The sequence below is a fragment of the Lysinibacillus sp. FSL M8-0216 genome (assembly GCF_038595555.1).
Lineage (GTDB): Bacteria > Bacillota > Bacilli > Bacillales_A > Planococcaceae > Lysinibacillus > Lysinibacillus fusiformis.
Genome location: NZ_CP152007.1, coordinates 2,853,558 through 2,868,170 on the forward strand (window position 1 = coordinate 2,853,558; position 14,613 = coordinate 2,868,170).

Here is a 14,613-nt window from a genome sequence, read left to right on the forward strand (position 1 = left end):
TATACTATGTTGATAGTTATAAACATGAATGTTTATTGAACAAATATTAGAATGTTCGATTACTAAGATCTATTACCAATCCAACACCAGCAGAGGAATATCCTTTATGATGAAAAACAACATCATAAATTAAACGTTTAAATTTCCCTTCTTAAAACCATTTGTACTAGATACAGCAAATATTCTTTCATTTAAAGTCCACAAGAGAATTTGGGTTAATGCAAAAATTTCAAAGGAAACTTCAATTTATTATTCACAGATAACATTCGAATGACCACAATGAAAATAACGATAACTGATAATTCAAGCGGACTGCTCCACCCTGCCCAAATACAAAGCCCACAGACAAATGTTAAGACGGCATGAATCTCTTCTCTTAATGCAAGAGGCGTTCTACCAGCCAATAAGTCCCGAATCATGCCACCGCCAACACCCGTAAACATGGACGCTATAATAATGATCCCTAGATCGTGATCTAGGCTTTTGGCTAATAATCCACCCTGTATTGCGAAAGAAGCAAGACCAATTGAATCAAAGAAATAGCCCCAGCGGTTCCAGTGATGTATCCAATTTCTTTTCACAAATAAAATAGTTGTCAGCGTCACTAAAACGACTAGTAAGGATTGTCGCTCCCATATATCGGACACAGGTATATCAAGTACAACGTTGCGAATAATGGACCCACCATAAGAGGTTGTTAGGCCAAGTACAAATATACCAATAAAAGAGTATTTGGCCTGTAAGGCGACAAATGCGCCGCTAATTGCATAGGCAATAATGCCAATAATGTGTAACACTGTCCACGTCATCTGATCCAACTCCTTTTGTTTACAGCAAAAAGCCCACCATAAAATAGTTGCGCATCTTTGACGCCAACTATTTTATGGTGGGCTAATATCCTAGCAGTTTTACCTACTAAATTATCCATCTCACCAAATCTTCATTTGAAATTTCATAGACGTTCTGCAATGTACAGAAAACACAACGACCATAAAATTTCCAAGTAAAATTGTAAACCATTTATGCTAGAAATACAAACGATAATTTGAGTTACAGTGTTTCATAGATGACCTGACCCATTTGAGAAACATCATAATCTCCTAATGCAGCCACTTCAGATTGGAAATCTGCTGAAGTCAAAATCTCCTTCACCGTATCAATTAATTGTTGATTGTCAGGTGTTTTTAACAGCACAATATCATAGCGCTCTCTAATAACAGGAATAAAATCAACGTTTACTAGTTTAGCAATTTTCTCAACCCCTATGCCAACATCTGCATGCCCATTTGCTACAGCCGATGCGACATCGAGATGGCTCATTTCTTCTTTGTCATACCCATCAATCATAGACGGAGCTATGTGATGAATGCGCAATTGCTCATCCAATAAAGTACGTGCACCCGATCCTTTCTCACGATTGATGAGCGTAAATGACTTGGTCTTAAAGTCTTTAAAGGATTCTAGTTGGAGAGGATTTCCTTGCTGAACATAGAAACCTGCTCTACGGGACACTACATTAATGAGCAAAAAAGGATGGCTCACAAAAATCTTTTTTACATAGGGTGTATTGTAGTCTCCTGTGTCCCCATCAAACATATGTAAACTGGCTATATCGCATTCCCCGTTATACATCGCCATGATACCATTAAAACTACCTTCATGAGATCTCAATACTTTACTAGACTGTCTTTTTTCCATGTATTTTGCTAATACATCTAACACTACATCTTGTCCACTAATAATCATTTTTGGAAGTTTTTTTGTTTGCCTAGCTACTACTGGCGTCGATGCGGCATTACCTGTCTTACGTTTTTGTATATAGCCCTGTAAATCAGCACGGTCCACCCTCATTTGGCGTCCTACTCGGAAAACAGGCAAATCTCCTTTTTTCACTAAATCATAGACCGTTAATTTCGAAACCTTTAATAATTGTGCAACCTCTTCAATTGTATAGGATTGTTCTTGTGACATATCATTCTCCTCCTATAAGCCTCTTCTTACATGGTAACTTATTTATTTACGTGTGAACATCTTGAAATTTTCTACCAATTACAGGTTTCTTTTTCACTTATAACTTATTATAATTAGTTATGTCTTGTTATAACGAGTTATAAAAGGAGAAAAATAAAGTGAAAAAATTTTATAGTTTCTTTGCATCCATACTCATTCTAGTTGGTCTATTAGCTGCTTGTGGAAACGAAGAAAAAGATCCGCAAGTAAAAGTGCCAATTGAATTAACCATTTCTGCGGCTGCTAGTTTACAAGATGCCCTAGAAGAACTAAAAACAGCTTATGAAAAAGAACACGATACAATTAAAATTCTCTATAACTTTGGAGGTTCTGGCGCATTACAGCAACAAATTTTACAGGGTGCTCCTGCAGATCTTTTCTTTTCGGCAGCCGAAGATAAATTCGATGCGCTTGTAGAAAAAGAGATGATTGATCCTAATCAGGGGGTGGATCTTTTAGCAAATGAATTAGTATTAATCGTTCCTAAAAAAAATGACAAACAAATCCAATCCTTTAAAGATTTAAAACAAGCAGGAAAAATTGCATTGGGTACACCTGAAACAGTGCCTGCGGGGCAATACGGTGTGGAAACGTTAAAAAATATGCAATTGTGGGAGTCACTTGAATCCAAGGTAGTGTATACAAAAGACGTACGCCAAGTCCTTACTTATAGTGAAACAGAAAATGTAGATGCAGGAATTGTTTATAAAACAGATGCGCTTGTATCAGATAAGGTCGAAGTCGTTGCAACTGCAGATGATCAAATACACACACCAATTATCTATCCTGTTGGTGTCATTAAAAATAGTAAGCATGTACAAGAGGCTGAAGATTTTTATCATTTCTTACAAAGTGATGAAGCAATGGAAGTCTTTAAAAAGTATGGGTTTAAAGGAGCACAATAAAGGATGGGTACCGATTTTTGGTCTCCTCTTAGGCTTTCGATAGAAATTGCCTTTGTTGCTGGTATCATTGCTATATTGGCAGGTATTTTAATGGGCAAATGGATGGCGACCCATCATTTTAAGGGGAAGCTATTACTGGAAACGGTTTTGCTGATGCCCTTAGTATTACCTCCAACTGTAGTAGGTTTCCTGCTCATCGTTATATTTGGCAAGAATAGTTTATTAGGAAATCTAATTATTTGGCTTTTTGATCAGCCTGTCATGTTTACATGGTGGGCAGCCGTCATTGCCTCTACCATCGTTGCCTTTCCATTAATGTATCAATCGGCGAAAACGGGCTTTTCTTCGATTGATTGCGATATTGAGCATGCAGCACGTGTGGATGGGGCTAACGAATGGCAAGTCTTTATGTTCGTATCCATTCCACTTGCATTAAAGGCTCTTGTTTCAGGAGGAATTTTGAGCTTCACTCGTGCATTAGGTGAGTTTGGGGCCACATTAATGTTTGCGGGTAATATTCCAGGAAAAACCCAAACAACGCCATTGGCTATTTATATGGCCATTGATTCGGGGAACATGACCCTTGCCTGGACATGGGTTTTGTGCATGATCGCTATTTCTTTCCTAATGCTTCTTAGCATTCATATTCTAAAAGTATAAAAGAGGTAGCTGGTTTAAACAGCCACCTCTTTTTCGTCATCCCCCACTAATAGGTGGAATAAAAGCGATTGTGTCACCTGATCTAACAATGGTTGTATCCATTGCAAATTCCTCATTAATGGCTGTCATCATTTGCTGCAATGTCAATTGAGGATAATGCTGTTCCATCCATTCTTTTACTTGAGCAACCGTCACGTCTGACAGTTCTACTGATAGTGTTGACGCACCAACCGCTTCTTGTAAATGAGCAAATAATAAGATATTAATCACAATTTTCCCTCCTCATCAATCGCGGGTTTTCCTTCAGGATACGGGACATTTTCTAATTGATCCCCGATCCATTGTGTACCATCTTCCCAATGTTCTTTTTTCCAAATGGGCACAATCTGTTTAATGCGGTCAATTGCATATTCATTTGCCAAATAGGCTACTTTTCGATGTGGGGATGATACCGCAATGACTACGGCAATATCCGTAATATCCAATCGCCCTACACGATGTGTAATCGCTATTTCTGCTTCTGGCCATTGCAGCTTTAGTTCCTGTGCAATTTGCTCAAACATTTTAATTGCCATAGCTGGGTATGCTTGATATTCCAAGTACAATGTTTTCTTACCTTGTGTGATTTCACGTACAGTTCCGATGAACAGCGTAATCGCTCCCGCATTTCGACTAAGTACTTTGTGCCGTACCTCCTCCACATCAATCGGCTTATCAATAATTTCAAACATGGCTGTCGTCATAGTTTTTCCCTCATTTCATTCAACAAAAATTCCATATATTCTGTTTCTTCATTAATAGAAAAGCTTGGAATCCTTAGGTTTTGATCAATTGGATAGCTCGGCCAATAAATTACACAAAGGATATTAGACATTTGTTGTAGTAACAGATAGTCCTGTGCTGTTCGTAGTAATACGACTTTTGGGTAATCTTCTCTTTTATATCCTTCAATCAAAATAATATCCATTGAAAAGTTAGCATAAATCGCAAGTATATCAGCAAGCTGCCAGCTATGTTGGTGAATACTTAACCGTAAAGTACCTTCCCCTTCTACTGCTGAAACACGAGCACCTGCCTGTTCGTGTCGACTACTATCCTTCGAAGAATTTTCTACCGGTGCTCCACCATGCCCGTGATGTTTAATGGTCCCAACTCGTAGCCCTTCTGACGTGGCTTGCTTGATTAATTGCTCCATCAAAGTCGTTTTTCCGCTATTTTGATAGCCAACTATCTGTATGATTTTTCGATGGTGTTCCAAGGCCACTCACTTCCTCGCAAATCTTCTAGCAATAAAACTGCTACCTGCATGTCTTTTTCATAGCCACGGGAGCCACCAGGTAAGACAATAAATGCATTAGCTGACGCTAAAGACGAAACGGCACTCGATTTATCAAAACCAGATGGCACAGCTACTAGCTGACCATTTTCATAATATGCACGAGCTCTTACAAAGCGAGTAAATGGATTGGGCTTTGTAAAATCTGCCCCTAAAATAGCTTGCTCTCTGCGGACATGTGGCTGTTGATTGCCAAATGCTGTGCGAATAATAGGGCGTACAAATAGCTCAAAGCCCACATAGCATGCTGAAGGATTACCGGAAAGTCCAAATAATAATTGATCATTTCTAGCAGCAACTGTTGTTACACTTCCTGGACGCATCGCCACCTTATTAAATAATACCTTAGCGTCAATAGCTTGATAGATAGCCGGTAAATAATCATAATCTCCAACGGAAACGCCTCCCGTTGTCAGTAAAATATCGACTTCCTGTAATGCTTTTTCAACGATACGAATACATAAATCAAGATCATCGCTAAATTTGCCAAAGTATCGAACTTCTGCACCTGTACGTTCAATTTGTGCCATGATCATATAAGCATTGCTATTTCGAATTTTTCCTGGCTGTAAAGATTCCTCTGGCTCTAGTAACTCACTGCCAGTGGCAATGACACCTACCACTAATTTACGAAAGACAGGCACTTGCGCATAGCCGAAGGTAGCTAGTAAGGCCATGACACCGGGGTTAATATATTGTCCTCTTTCAATTAGAACAGTATGCTGCTGTACATCTTCACCTTTATAAGAAATATTAGTGCCTGCTGTAAACGCCCGTTTAATCGACATAAATGTTTGCTGATGTTCCACGAATGTCTGGGTTAATTCTAGCATTACAACTGCATCGCATCCTTTTGGTATTGGCGCCCCCGTCATAATGCGTACTGCTTGGCCATATCCAACTTCATCCTCGTAAACAAAGCCAGCACCAATTTCTCCAACGACTTGAAATATGGCTGGCTGTGCTGATGATGCTTCTTGACTATCGATAGAACGAATGGCATAGCCATCATAAGGGGATCGATCAAAGGCTGGTACGTCATGATCGGCGACAATATCCTCCGCAATAAAGCGTCCATATGCCTGTGATAATGGCACAAACTCCTTTTTGGCTTGAAAAGCATAATCCATTACACGATGTACAGCTTCTGACACTGGAATTGGTTGTCTCTTTTCTAACATTTGGCACACTCCTTTATCCTAATAAACGATAGTAGATGGTTTTTGCTTGTTGGATCTCCTGAATTCCATGAATCACTACACGCCCATCCTGAAAAATAACAATGCGATAATCTTCTGTTTGGCAAGATAGCAAATAAGGATTAATTTGAATATCACCATAGGTACGAAGTTGGTCTGCCAACTGCTCTAAATTGTAGTGAGTCGAATTTGGCGGTCGGATTTGTACCGCATCACGACCACAAAGCACCTCTAGTTTTGTTTGATTTTCATAAGCTAAAGATGGATACGTAGGATGGTGTCCACAGGTTGGACAATCATCCTGACGCATTTTATCTACGTTGATTTCATAATGTTGGTTTTGCCAAACATCAAACGTTAAATAGCTTTTTCGTAAGACCTTTTCATCGCCAACTAGCAGTTTTAACACCTCTGCTACTTGATATGCCGCTACTATTTGGACTGTAGGGCTAATAATTCCTACTGTATCACAGGTCATCCCTGTTTGAGGCATTACCTTTAACAAACATCGTAAACATGGTGTTTTTCCTGGCACAATCGTATAGGTAGCTCCATAACTACTTACACAGGAACCGTACACCCATGGAATACGATGCTGTTGTGCAAGATCGTTCATCAAAAAGCGAACATCGAAATTATCAGTAGCATCTACCATGACATCTATATCGTCTAGCAACGGTAGCAATGATTCTGTACAGGCATCCATAATAGCAACCTGAATGGCCACCTCTGCATTAATTTGTTGCAGTCGATTTTTCGCTGCGATCACTTTCGGCAATTTCTCTTGTGCGTCTTGCTCCGTATATAATTGTTGTCGTTGCAAATTACTCCATTCCACATAATCTCGATCAATCAGCGTCAATCTCCCAACACCTGCACGCACGAGTGCTTCTGCACTAGCACTCCCTAGGGCGCCAACCCCTATGATGAGGACATGTTTTTGTTTCATTGCCTGCTGCCCTGTTTGTCCAATAGGGCTAAATAATTGTTGTCTCGAATATCTATTATTCATGAGCATTTTGCCTTTCTTTCTATGAATTTTCGTTTGACCTTTTCGTCGATAGCATTATAATAAAGTGAAACTTACTCAGAAAATTTTTCTCTATTTCGTGTTCGTTCCTCACTTCACGAATGGAGCCTTTTTTGTGAAAAACTCCAATAACGCAAGAAAAGGAGGTCATTCTACCTTGCATCCTACACATCATCAACAACCCATCCATGCGGCCATTTTAACTGTGAGTGATACACGGACAAAGGCAGATGATTTAGCGGGTCAGCGCATTCTTTCTTTACTTCAAGAGGCTGCTTTTGAAGTAGTTGACTACCAAATAGCAAAGGATGAACCGCTTGAAATCTCAGAACTTATTCATCAATGGTGCAATCATGCCAACATCAATGTCATTATCGTCACTGGCGGAACTGGTTTTACACCAAGAGACCAAACCTACGACACCATTTCCCCTCTTTTTGAAAAAGAAATGATGGGGTTCGGAGAATTATTTCGAACGTTAAGCTATGAGGAAATTGGTCCAAAAGCTATGTTTAGTCGGGCCACAGCTGGCAGCCGCCATCAAACGGCTATTTATGTTTTACCGGGTTCTACTAATGCTGTGACATTGGCCATGACCAAGCTTATTTTACCGACCGTACAACATTTTGTTGGAGAATTGAATCGTCTATGAACGTTGCAGGTGTTATCTTAGCTGGTGGTCAATCCTCTCGGTATGGTCAACCGAAAATGTTTGAGACGTTTGAGGGGCTGCCTTTATATAAGCATAGCCTCAACGCTCTCCAAGGAAATCAGCTAAATCCTTTGGTGATCGCTACAAACGCTAGCCTGCAACCAAGTTTTGGTCCTGAGAATGTACAATGGATCATAGAACAGCAGCCCCATCAAGGGCCACTTTTTGCCCTGCATCATATACTGACAGCTTTTCCTGAGGTAGAATGGTTTTTTGTCGTCGCTAGTGATATGCCCTATATGAATGCACCTTTTGTTGAAGAGATGCTAGGCAATATCAATGATTCTTATGATGCGATTGTTCCAAAACAAAATTCACGCTACCAGCCATTAGCAGCCTTATATCGACGCACTGCCCTACCCTTAGCAAAACAATTGATGGAACAAAACAAACGGAGTATGAAAGTGCTTTTAGATCAGCTTCGTGTTAGTTATGTTCCTTTTAATGAGAACTGTCCAACATTTATTAATATCAATGCTCATCATGATTGGCTACAAACAGTTACAAAGGAGTCTAACAATGAATAATTTTACCCACTGGAACGAAGCAGGTCGTCCCAAAATGGTCGACATATCTGAAAAAGAAATAACAACGCGTTCAGCCATAGCACGCAGTACCATTACATTATCCAATGAGGTCTATCAGGCCATCCAGCAAGGGGGTATCAAGAAAGGTGACCCTACACAAGTCGCTCAAATTGCAGGTATTATGGGCGCTAAAAAAACGGCAGATATCATCCCAATGTGCCACCCTATTATGCTACAGGGCACGGATCTGCAATTTGATTATCAGAAAACGGATCTTGGTTATGAGCTACACATTCAAGCTACTGTAAAATGCAATGGAAAAACTGGTGTCGAAATGGAGGCCCTTACAGCTGTGTCCATCGCTGCCCTCACTTTTTACGACATGTGTAAGGCGGTTGATAAAACGATGGTCATTAAAGAAACCTATCTTGTAGAAAAAACAGGCGGAAAAAGCGGTGCCTTTACGCATAAATAAACAGAAAAAATTCGGCATCTTGCCGATTTTTTTCTGTTTTTCATGTTTACCCCCCGATATGAGACATTTCAACTTTAGCCTTTTTCCTGCTTGCCATCGTCTGTTCGTTCCGCTCGTCTGAATAGCGATCATTTCTTTTTGTCCAGACATTTTTTATACAATTAATAATTGCTGTATCATCTTGTCCTGATCTTAATAGCTCTCTTAAATCCGTACCTTCTGTAGCAAATAAACAAGTATATAATTTGCCCTCTGCTGAGAGGCGGGCACGTGAGCAAGAAGTGCAAAAGGAATCTGTGACGGATGATATAATACCAATCTCCCCCTTATTGTCCTTGTATTGGTAACGTGTCGCCACTTCCCCGTGATAATTAGGAGCAATCGGTTGCAGCGGTGAATGCTGATGGATTTGCTCAATGATGTCTTTTTTAGCCAATACATCATCCATGCGCCACCCATTCGAATTCCCAACATCCATATACTCAATAAAGCGTAAAATATGTTGTTTTTCTTTAAAAAATCGTGCCATTTCTAAAACATCCTGGTCATTTTTTCCTTTTTGAACAACCATATTAATTTTTACTTGTAAACCTGCTTCTGCTGCCTTTTCAATACCCTCTAACACCGTTGACACCTTCCCTCGATGTCCATTCATCTCAAAAAAACGCTCGTCGTTTAGTGAATCTAAACTGATTGAAACTCGGGATAAGCCTGCTTGTGCCAATGGCTGTGCATATTTTTTTAATAAAGTGCCATTTGTTGTTAAGGCGATATCCTCTACACCTTCTAGGCGATGAATTCGGGCAATTAATTCCGTTAAATCACGGCGTAATAAAGGCTCTCCACCTGTTATACGAACTTTTTTAACACCTAATGAGACGAAGATTTTGACTAATCTTTCAATCTCATCGAAGTTTAATATTTTATCAGACGGTAAAAATGCATAATCTGGACCAAATACTTCTGCTGGCATACAATAACGACAGCGAAAATTACAGCGATCTGTCACGGATATTCTTAAATCTCTTAACGGTCTGCGTAGTTGGTCTTGTAGATCCGTCATTTAATCTCCTTCTTTCCGTACATTCTGTGCTGGCATGATGATGCGTTCTGGATGTGTATAAATATTCAATGTTTGTTGTCGAATAAAGCCTACAGTCGTAATGCCAAGCTGCTCAGCCAATTGCAAGGCTAATTCGGTTGGTGCCGATTTAGACAATACTATTTCACAGCCTATTTTAGATACCTTTAGTAATATTTCTGATGATATCCGTCCACTAAAAACAATAATTTTATCGTGCATACTTATATTTTGACGTAAACAATAGCCGTAAATTTTATCTAAAGCATTATGGCGACCAATATCCATGCGACTTAAAACAATGCCATTGACATCGCATAGCGCTGCATTATGCACACCACCTGTTTTTTTAAATATATCAGCCGTCTCCTGCATGGCGTGCATTAAACGAAAGCAATCTTCAGTCGTAATTTGGACATGAATATCTTCCATTTTTTTTGCTACTAAAGCATCGTTTGTGAAAATAAAGCCTTGTCGACTCATTCCACAGCAAGACGTTATATAGCGTTTGTTTTGCGTTTGCTGATAGTAAGGATTGACATGCTTGGTTTTAATGTGCACAAAGCCTTCTTGTTCTTGATGCCAAATATCCTCAATATCCTCGTAATTACGGATCACCCGTTCAGACGCTAAATAACCGATGACCATATCCTCGACATATTCTGGCGTACAAACCATCGTGACAAATTCTTGTTGATTAATTTTCACGGTCACAGCATATTCTGAGACAATTAAATCATCTATTTCCTTCACTTGCTGCCCCTGAACCCGCACAATCTTCCTCGTAACGGCTCTCTCCATAAGGCATCCTCCTTTATTCACTTATATGCTTTTCAAAAACAAAGACTGAAATCGCAAAATCCTCTTCAATTTTAATATCTGAAAATAAATGGAGTAATTTACTGCCCATTAATTCTTCCATGCCCTCAGGTGGCGATTGTGCATATAAATCTTGAATCATGCTCGTCCTTGCGGCATGAACCATTTTCAATCCTTCGGGTGAACCCGCAATGAATTTTTCAGTTGGGGTGATATTCCCGTATAAAGTGGAGACAGCCATATTTTCAACAAAAACAGTATGAATACGTTCTGGTCCTTTACCAAAAACTTCTTTTCGTAATTTACGAATCATATCGTTAAATTCATGAACTTTTTTAGACATCGTAATGATTCTCCCATCATCATTATACTTTTTTAGGCAATCACTATGGGGTCACCCTTACAGTTTGTTAATCATATAGTAACTTTTTAAAAAATAAAAGGGAAAATGTTTTTGATAATCATTCTCATGTAAAAATATTTATGATTTATATTGTTCCTTTTGCGGCAAAGGGCTATAATAATAGCACAAATGGAATTTATGTATTTTGATCCCTATGTCGCATCTACTTAGAAATCGCATAGTGTTTATGAATATTTGAATTCTATTATGACCCAAAAATAAAAGCTGATTGAGTTTTTAGCAAGGCCTGCTAAGAATTTTATCCACCATGAATGTATTAGCATGTCTTGGACGTGCCATTTCATGGTGGATTTTTTTATTTTTTAATCCGGGACATGGATAACTTGTTATGTTCTAGCAATTACCCTATTTTGAGGTAGCTTCAAGGCCATTTGGGAATTACAATGATAACAAGACAATCTTTTCATCATTAATAAAAACTCGCAATGTAATTCCCTTTTGTCTTAAGCCGTAACAGGTTGTACGAGTAGTCTCATAGTGTAAAAGGAGGAAGTTACCTTGACTCAAATTCATATTAATGGCGTAACGTACGATGTAAAAGAAGGAGCTACAATCCTTGATACCATTAATCAACATGACATCCCACATCCACAAATTTGTCATGTACCTACCGTTGATCCAATCGAGACTTGTGATACATGTATCGTTGAGGTGAACGGCCAATTAGTTCGGTCATGCTCAACGAAGGCAGTTGATGGCATGAATATATTATTAACTTCTGACAAAGCAAAGGCGGCACAAACGGAAGCGATGGATCGACTTCTTGAAAATCATTTATTGTACTGTACAGTTTGTGATAATAACAACGGGAATTGTACTTTACACAACACAGCTGAGTTAATGGAAATCGAGCATCAAAAATATCCATACAAACCAAAAGTGGAGCCACATGAAGTGGACATGTCACACCCATTTTACCGATATGATCCAAACCAATGTATCGCATGTGGACAATGTGTGGAGGTTTGTCAAAGTTTACAGGTGAATGAAACGCTATCTTTGGATTGGGAGGCAGAAAGACCTCGCGTAATTTGGGATACTGGCGTTGCGATTAATGATTCTTCCTGTGTCAGCTGCGGTCAATGTGTAACCGTTTGCCCATGTAATGCGTTAATGGAAAAATCCATGCTCGGAGAGGCTGGATTTATGACTGGTCTTAAACAGGATATGCTAGATCCAATGATCAGTTTGATAAAAGAAGTAGAGCCCGGCTATAGTGGTATCTTTGCTGTTTCTGAGGTGGAAGCAGCGATGCGTAGTAAACGGACGAAAAAGACAAAAACAGTTTGTACCTTCTGCGGTGTAGGCTGCTCGTTCGAAGTGTGGACAAAAGATCGCAAAATTTTAAAAGTACAACCTTCCGATGGTCCTGTAAATGCAATTTCTACTTGTGTCAAAGGGAAATTCGGTTGGGACTTTATCAACTCTGAAGAACGTATAACAAAGCCATTAATCCGTAAAGCTGATGCCTTTGTGGAATCTTCTTGGGAGGAAGCACTTGATTTAATTGCCACTAAACTGGGGGGCATTCAACAACAATATGGCCCTGGCTCTGTTGGCTTTATCTCATCATCTAAAATTACAAACGAAGAAAATTACTTAATTCAAAAAATGGCACGTCAATTGTTTAAGACAAATGATGTTGATAATTGCTCTCGCTATTGCCAATCACCAGCGACGGACGGTTTATTGCGCACTGTAGGTATGGGTGGCGATGCAGGAACAATTAAAGATATTGCCAAGGCAGGTCTTGTCATTATTATTGGGGCTAATCCGGCTGAGGGTCATCCCGTTTTGGCTACTCGTGTCAAACGTGCCCATAAATTACATGGTCAAAAGCTGATTGTTGCTGATATACGTAAACATGAAATGGCTGAGCGTTCAGATATATTTATGCGTCCGAAGCAAGGTACTGACCAAGTATGGTTAATGGCTGTAACCAAATATATGATGGATCAAGGATGGCATGATGAAGCCTTCATTCAGGAAAATGTCCTACACTTGGACGATTTCAAACAAGTTCTTGAAAAATATACACTTGACTATGCACAAGAAATGACTGGAATTTCAAAAGAAACCATCATTCAGGTGGCAGAAATGATTCGTGACGCAGACGGCACTTGCGTTCTTTGGGGTATGGGCGTCACACAAAATACAGGTGGATCTTATACATCGGCTGCCATTTCTAATTTACTTTTAGCAACTGGTAACTACCGTCGTCCAGGTGCAGGTGCTTACCCTCTTCGCGGTCATAATAATGTTCAAGGCGCATGTGATATGGGTACACTACCAAATCTATTGCCGGGCTATCAAAAAGTAACAGATGATGAAGCCCGTGCTAAATTCGAAAAAGCATATGGTGTCAACATTCAACCACAGCCAGGTCGTAATAATATGCAAATGTTAGATGCGATTATGGAAGGTAAAATGAAGGCGATGTATTTAGTAGGTGAAGATATGGCGCTTGTTGACTGCAATGCGAACCATGTGGATGAGGTGCTATCCCAATTAGACTTCTTTGTGGTCCAAGATTGTTTCCTATCACGCACGGCACAATATGCGGATGTAATTTTACCAGCTGCTCCTTCCCTTGAAAAAGAAGGTACATTCACTAATACAGAGCGTCGCGTTCAACGTCTATATCAGGTTTTGCCGACACTTGGTGAGTCGAAGGCAGATTGGGAAATTCTACAAGCAGTTGCTCATCGTCTTGGTGCTGACTGGCATTACAATCACCCAAGCGACATCTTCGACGAAATGGCTAGCCTATCTCCCCTTTTCTCGCAAGCCAACTATGATGTTTTAGAGGGCTGGGGTAGCTTCTGCTGGGGTAGTCATGATGGGAAAGATACTCCTTTACTATATGAGGATGGATTTAACTTCCCTGATAAAAAGGCACGCTTTGCATTAAATGACTGGAAGGAACCAGTTGAATTTGAGGCACAGTATGATTGTCATATTAATAACGGTCGTATGCTTGAACACTTCCATGAAGGCAACTTAACGAATAAATCAAAGGGTATTCAATCAAAAGTTCCTGAGATTTTTGTAGAAGTATCACCCGAACTAGCGAAAGAACGAGGCATCGAGGATGGTGCCCTACTCCGTTTAGTATCGCCATATGGTGCATTAAAGCTAAATGCTCTTGTTACAGATCGCGTACAAGGTAACGAGCTATTCTTACCAATGAACTCTGTTAGCAAGGATTCCGCAATTAATTTCCTAACGGGTCCAGCCGCAGATGTGAATACGTCAACACCTGCCTATAAACAAACGAAAGTTCGAGTAGAAGTGCTAAAAGCAAAAGGAAAATCACCACTTCCTCGAACAAACCCACGCTATAAAAAGCGTCATCCTCAAAATGGCGTCGAGGTACAACGGAAATGGAATCGTCCTGGCTACGTTCACTTAACAACTACTAACGAAAGAGAGTGA

General features: G+C 39.8%; 16 protein-coding genes. 6 read left to right on the top strand and 10 right to left on the bottom strand.

All coding sequences use genetic code 11. The annotated features are described in order from the left end of the window. Nucleotides 1-215 precede the first annotated feature (215 nt). On the bottom strand, nucleotides 216-809 hold the full coding sequence (locus MKX57_RS14005; RefSeq protein ID WP_008178546.1) for a TRIC cation channel family protein: 594 nt from the start codon (nucleotides 807-809) through the stop codon (nucleotides 216-218). Nucleotides 810-1,050: 241 nt separating this feature from the next. Beyond that, nucleotides 1,051-1,971: a helix-turn-helix transcriptional regulator gene (locus MKX57_RS14010; protein WP_008178550.1), complete on the bottom strand. Its 921-nt coding sequence runs from the start codon at nucleotides 1,969-1,971 to the stop codon at nucleotides 1,051-1,053. A gap of 158 nt (nucleotides 1,972-2,129) precedes the next feature. Here MKX57_RS14010 and modA point away from each other — a divergent pair, with 158 nt between their 5' ends. Both modA and modB read left to right on the top strand, forming a co-directional pair. Then, entirely contained in the window at nucleotides 2,130-2,915 is a 786-nt protein-coding gene (gene modA / locus MKX57_RS14015) for a molybdate ABC transporter substrate-binding protein (protein WP_107922485.1), read from the top strand. 3 nt (nucleotides 2,916-2,918) lie between these two features. Beyond that, nucleotides 2,919-3,575 carry a molybdate ABC transporter permease subunit gene (gene modB, locus MKX57_RS14020; protein WP_008178554.1) on the top strand — a complete coding sequence of 219 codons (657 nt, stop codon included), beginning with the start codon at nucleotides 2,919-2,921 and terminating at the stop codon, nucleotides 3,573-3,575. 36 nt (nucleotides 3,576-3,611) lie between these two features. Here modB and moaD read toward each other — a convergent pair whose 3' ends face one another. Genes moaD through MKX57_RS14045 form a run of 5 tightly spaced genes read right to left on the bottom strand, consistent with a single transcriptional unit; the run spans nucleotide 3,612 to nucleotide 7,122 of the window. Next, a complete protein-coding gene (moaD, locus tag MKX57_RS14025) occupies nucleotides 3,612-3,845 on the bottom strand; it encodes a molybdopterin converting factor subunit 1 (RefSeq protein ID WP_008178556.1) in 234 nt (77 codons plus the stop codon). After that, on the bottom strand, nucleotides 3,842-4,318 hold the full coding sequence (locus MKX57_RS14030; RefSeq protein WP_342550366.1) for a molybdenum cofactor biosynthesis protein MoaE: 477 nt from the start codon (nucleotides 4,316-4,318) through the stop codon (nucleotides 3,842-3,844). The genes moaD and MKX57_RS14030 overlap by 4 nt, the downstream gene beginning before the upstream one ends. After that, on the bottom strand, nucleotides 4,315-4,839 hold the full coding sequence (mobB, locus tag MKX57_RS14035; protein WP_052301741.1) for a molybdopterin-guanine dinucleotide biosynthesis protein B: 525 nt from the start codon (nucleotides 4,837-4,839) through the stop codon (nucleotides 4,315-4,317). The genes MKX57_RS14030 and mobB overlap by 4 nt, the downstream gene beginning before the upstream one ends. Further along, nucleotides 4,803-6,092 (bottom strand): gephyrin-like molybdotransferase Glp, encoded by a 1,290-nt coding sequence (gene glp / locus MKX57_RS14040; RefSeq protein WP_008178562.1) that lies wholly within the window; start codon nucleotides 6,090-6,092, stop codon nucleotides 4,803-4,805. The genes mobB and glp overlap by 37 nt, the downstream gene beginning before the upstream one ends. Nucleotides 6,093-6,105: 13 nt before the next feature. Next, nucleotides 6,106-7,122, bottom strand: a complete 1,017-nt coding sequence (locus MKX57_RS14045) for a thiazole biosynthesis adenylyltransferase ThiF (RefSeq protein ID WP_089986383.1) — start codon at nucleotides 7,120-7,122, stop codon at nucleotides 6,106-6,108. Nucleotides 7,123-7,297: 175 nt separating this feature from the next. Here MKX57_RS14045 and MKX57_RS14050 point away from each other — a divergent pair, with 175 nt between their 5' ends. The 3 genes from MKX57_RS14050 to moaC are packed head-to-tail and all read left to right on the top strand — an operon-like array spanning nucleotide 7,298 to nucleotide 8,854. Further along, nucleotides 7,298-7,792 (top strand): MogA/MoaB family molybdenum cofactor biosynthesis protein, encoded by a 495-nt coding sequence (locus MKX57_RS14050; RefSeq protein WP_089986366.1) that lies wholly within the window; start codon nucleotides 7,298-7,300, stop codon nucleotides 7,790-7,792. Then, a complete protein-coding gene (locus MKX57_RS14055) occupies nucleotides 7,789-8,379 on the top strand; it encodes a molybdenum cofactor guanylyltransferase (protein ID WP_089986365.1) in 591 nt (196 codons plus the stop codon). Before MKX57_RS14050 ends, MKX57_RS14055 begins: the two co-directional genes overlap by 4 nt. Beyond that, nucleotides 8,372-8,854: a cyclic pyranopterin monophosphate synthase MoaC gene (gene moaC / locus MKX57_RS14060; protein WP_008178569.1), complete on the top strand. Its 483-nt coding sequence runs from the start codon at nucleotides 8,372-8,374 to the stop codon at nucleotides 8,852-8,854. Before MKX57_RS14055 ends, moaC begins: the two co-directional genes overlap by 8 nt. Nucleotides 8,855-8,900: 46 nt before the next feature. On the opposite strand, the gene moaA is transcribed toward moaC, so the two are convergent. The 3 genes from moaA to MKX57_RS14075 are packed head-to-tail and all read right to left on the bottom strand — an operon-like array spanning nucleotide 8,901 to nucleotide 11,097. Then, a complete protein-coding gene (gene moaA / locus MKX57_RS14065; protein ID WP_043990494.1) occupies nucleotides 8,901-9,917 on the bottom strand; it encodes a GTP 3',8-cyclase MoaA in 1,017 nt (338 codons plus the stop codon). After that, nucleotides 9,918-10,736, bottom strand: coding sequence for a formate dehydrogenase accessory sulfurtransferase FdhD (fdhD, locus tag MKX57_RS14070; protein WP_342550367.1), 819 nt, complete (start codon nucleotides 10,734-10,736; stop codon nucleotides 9,918-9,920). A gap of 13 nt (nucleotides 10,737-10,749) precedes the next feature. Continuing rightward, the gene (locus tag MKX57_RS14075) at nucleotides 10,750-11,097 is read right to left on the bottom strand and encodes a DUF2294 domain-containing protein (RefSeq protein ID WP_008178574.1); all 348 of its coding nucleotides are present in this window, start codon (nucleotides 11,095-11,097) and stop codon (nucleotides 10,750-10,752) included. Nucleotides 11,098-11,676: 579 nt separating this feature from the next. On the opposite strand from MKX57_RS14075, the gene fdhF reads away from it, so the two are divergent. Next, nucleotides 11,677-14,613 carry a formate dehydrogenase subunit alpha gene (gene fdhF, locus MKX57_RS14080; RefSeq protein WP_089986363.1) on the top strand — a complete coding sequence of 979 codons (2,937 nt, stop codon included), beginning with the start codon at nucleotides 11,677-11,679 and terminating at the stop codon, nucleotides 14,611-14,613.